The organism is Paenibacillus sp. Dod16 (assembly GCF_049893405.1).
Lineage (GTDB): Bacteria > Bacillota > Bacilli > Paenibacillales > Paenibacillaceae > Paenibacillus_AQ.
Map to the genome: position 1 here is coordinate 1 of NZ_JBNDYG010000104.1, position 3,126 is coordinate 3,126.

Below are 3,126 nucleotides of genomic sequence, written 5' to 3' on the forward strand. Positions count from 1 at the left end.
GCGCATCCTGTGCGCTTACCAAGTTGTTTTCCTTAATAAATTCCCGTAACTGTTGTTTTGTCCAAAGTCCCATGTGTTCTCCCCAACCTTTCTCTTACTTCCATTTTAATGGGTTTGAGAGTTTACACAATATATTTTACAGACTCTAAAGAGAGGAAACATTCATTTCTTGAAGCTGAAATACAAGATCCAACTAAATATCTGGCACAACATTGTTAACTTTCCACCTCTTAGCAGCGGGCGTTAATTTTAGGAAACTACCTACTTGTCTTTAGTAAAAAAGGCAGCATATAAAATGACTGCTGCCTCTTTCTTTTTGGGTGTCCTGCCATATGAGTGATGAAAAAATCAAAAGTGCGATTCAAGTGGGAACGGAAACGACTCAAGGGGAACGGATCAAATAAATATCTAACTTATAAAATCCTTATTGATGGCAGCATGAAATGATTAATTAGTATTGCGATCGATTAGGAGATTTAAAGAATAAAAGAAGGTTAGGGGATTTAAAGAATAAAAGAAGGTTAGGGGATTTAGAAAAAATGGATAAAGAATTTAAGGATATGACTTGGAAAGAGTTGATTGCATTTTTTACTAGTGAATACTTGATTCCAGGAGCTGGTGACTATATTGCAGGCGAAATAGTTACTCGTTTGATTGCTGAGATAATGCCAAATAAAGAAAGTTGGGAAGAGAAATTTCTCGAAGCCCTATATGAATTACCTAACTTGATCGCTCAAAAGATTGAAGAGAATGATTTAAGGAATTATCTAGCTTACGTAAGAAATGTAATGGAGCAGATTATAAACTATGGTACTACTAAAGATAAAACAAAGCTTGATGATATTGAGGCCGAAGCTCAAAAGGCCGTAACTCTATTAGCGTCTCTAGGTAGAAAAGGGGTAACAGGCCTTGCTCTTGCAATGACACACCACCTGCTTGTTATAAAGATTATCAGTACTGATTATAAGCCTGATTACAGTAAGCTACTTGGTATTAAAGCGAAGGCATATAAAAAAGAAATTAAGGTTGCTGTGGATCAAATACTCGAAGAGGAAAGTAAGTGGCTAGGGGAGATTCAATTTATGGAAGTGATGATGCCATTAGACATGCAAGTAGAAGAAAGAGTAAGGCGAACTGGTATTAATTTGCCTGTACAAGACAGTTATAAACAAGGTTTCTATATGTTTAGGTTTAAACATGAGACAGAATCGTTCATAAGTGAATTTGGATATTCATTAATTGACTTTGAAGCTGAAAGGATTGAGGAAGCAAAAATAAATATTGAACAAAAGTGGAATGAGTATAAAAGCACTCTCTTAGTCGAACATTTGGAACCCTTTAAAGAACTGCATGCTGACTTGATTGCAGTTGTAGATAACTGGGGGAATTTCCCTATTGAATAGCCAACAAGAAACATGATTTAGACATAGGTACAAGTGAGTTATATAAAAATGGATATAAAGTTCATGTTCAACTCCGTTAACGACACATAATAGATGTTTTACTGATGAAGACGCAATCTGATTTCATTAAGAACCGAAGCATTTCATCATTAACTTGATCGAACATCGCTCGGTTTGTTCCAACCAACAGGGCTATCTGTTTAGTTGGACGGCCGGTAGCCATTATCTGTTTTGCTAGTTTAAGTGGATTGATACCCGTTCGCTCTACTATAATCCTTTGTTGAAAGTCATCCAAAAGTTCAAAATCAATAATGTGCTGGATATCGATTAAGTGAACAGTATAATCCTTAGTTACTAAAATACCTGTTAATCTTTCATATTCTGATGAAATCAAAGACAGCATTTCTTGTTGAGTAAGAGAAGAGGGTAATGAAAGCTGGGAACCCGTATGATAATTTTCTGTGTAAAGTTGGAAGTCTGTCAAAACATGCTTAAATGAAACGCTTGTAGGATTATTACTACGTCCAGCTAAATCGTCTAACCTTTTCATCATATCTTCCCCCTTTTACTAATGGCGAGATTCAAATTATTATCGATGGACCCACAATTGAAAAACCCAACTATGGTTGGGTTTTAAGCGTCATATAATGGTCAAAGATATTCTTAGTGATGATTCCAAAATCATAATAAAAATGCAGTCTATCTGTGTCTATTCTTAGAGGTTGCTGGTCCCAAACCTGAAGCAACAAGGAAATTTGTTTATCATCGATTATTATGAAGCGGGAACCGGCAGCGTTATATTGTTCTGAACGGAATTCAAAGACTTCTCGACTCATTACCTGTCGGGTTCGATTTTCAAACAATTCATAGTACTGATCTTGCTCCCAGTAAAAAACAACTCCCGTTAAACTTATTGGGTACTTGTATGTGTTCATATTTCCCCTCACTTTTCTGATTCTAGTCGTTACTATTGTATTAGATGGTATGTATATCAGACAATTTTAAATACATATTTATCCTTTCGCTTTAATCCTTGAACTAAACTTTAACATTAATTAGACCCCCTTTTGCTTTCTACTATGCGTACAACTAATATAACTGGGAGTATTGTATATGTATTCTGCTCACAGATGATTTTGAGGTGAGAACTTTTATGGTCGCCCCTTATTTCTATGATATGAGTTTAATTTTGCCTGTCTTTTATCATCTTCCCTGCAGAGAGGACAATGCACTGGGTATCCATTTTTTATGCGCATATAGTGGTCCTGTGAGACAGAAAAAAACAAGCGTGAGCAATTACGACAATTCTCCTTGAACAAAATGGGCTTACCCGGGTCTCGTCCACCCTCCAGATTGATGAGATTTACGAGCTGATCCACTGTTAATCCTGTTTTTTTTAGTAAGTCAGGAATGCTTTTCAATTCAAGATATATAGGAGTTCTTCCGTCAGATCGTATCTGCAGGTTTTTTCTAGTTCTGTTTAATTGAGTCATTGTTACACTCCATTCCCTGGATTTACCCTATGATATCGAAAATCCTATCTTTATTTTTAATAAGGGAGTATTTATATTAACTGAGCATTTTGCATTAATCTGAGTCCTTGATACACAAGGATTTCCACACATAAAAAAGGGACTTCACCCCAACTTGGCGAAGTTTTTCGGTGACCAAACCAAAAACCTCAAGAATGGAGGAAGTCACCTTGTATATTCTCCAAGAAAGT

Annotated in this window: 4 protein-coding genes; 1 reads left to right on the top strand and 3 read right to left on the bottom strand. The window is 36.0% G+C overall.

The genetic code is table 11. From position 1 onward, the window contains the following. Nucleotides 1-73: oxidoreductase (locus tag ACPV3A_RS37480; protein ID WP_426204972.1), on the bottom strand; the 73-nt coding region annotated here is incomplete at its 3' end. A 466-nt stretch (nt 74-539) separates the two neighbouring features. Here ACPV3A_RS37480 and ACPV3A_RS37485 point away from each other — a divergent pair. Beyond that, nucleotides 540-1,403, top strand: coding sequence for a hypothetical protein (locus ACPV3A_RS37485; RefSeq protein WP_063477620.1), 864 nt, complete (start codon nt 540-542; stop codon nt 1,401-1,403). 76 nt (nt 1,404-1,479) lie between these two features. Here the strand turns inward: ACPV3A_RS37485 and ACPV3A_RS37490 are convergent, their stop codons facing one another. Continuing rightward, entirely contained in the window at nt 1,480-1,956 is a 477-nt protein-coding gene (locus tag ACPV3A_RS37490; RefSeq protein ID WP_127502900.1) for a hypothetical protein, read from the bottom strand. A 67-nt stretch (nt 1,957-2,023) separates the two neighbouring features. Further along, nucleotides 2,024-2,338, bottom strand: coding sequence for a hypothetical protein (locus tag ACPV3A_RS37495; RefSeq protein WP_063477618.1), 315 nt, complete (start codon nt 2,336-2,338; stop codon nt 2,024-2,026). Nucleotides 2,339-3,126 lie beyond the last annotated feature (788 nt).

Bases quoted from the DNA above. Each gene is read 5' to 3' on its own strand.
- ACPV3A_RS37485 (WP_063477620.1), top strand. From the start codon at position 540: ATGGATAAAGAATTTAAGGATATGACTTGGAAAGAGTTGATTGCATTT.
- ACPV3A_RS37490 (WP_127502900.1), bottom strand. From the start codon at position 1,956: ATGATGAAAAGGTTAGACGATTTAGCTGGACGTAGTAATAATCCTACA.
- ACPV3A_RS37495 (WP_063477618.1), bottom strand. From the start codon at position 2,338: ATGAACACATACAAGTACCCAATAAGTTTAACGGGAGTTGTTTTTTAC.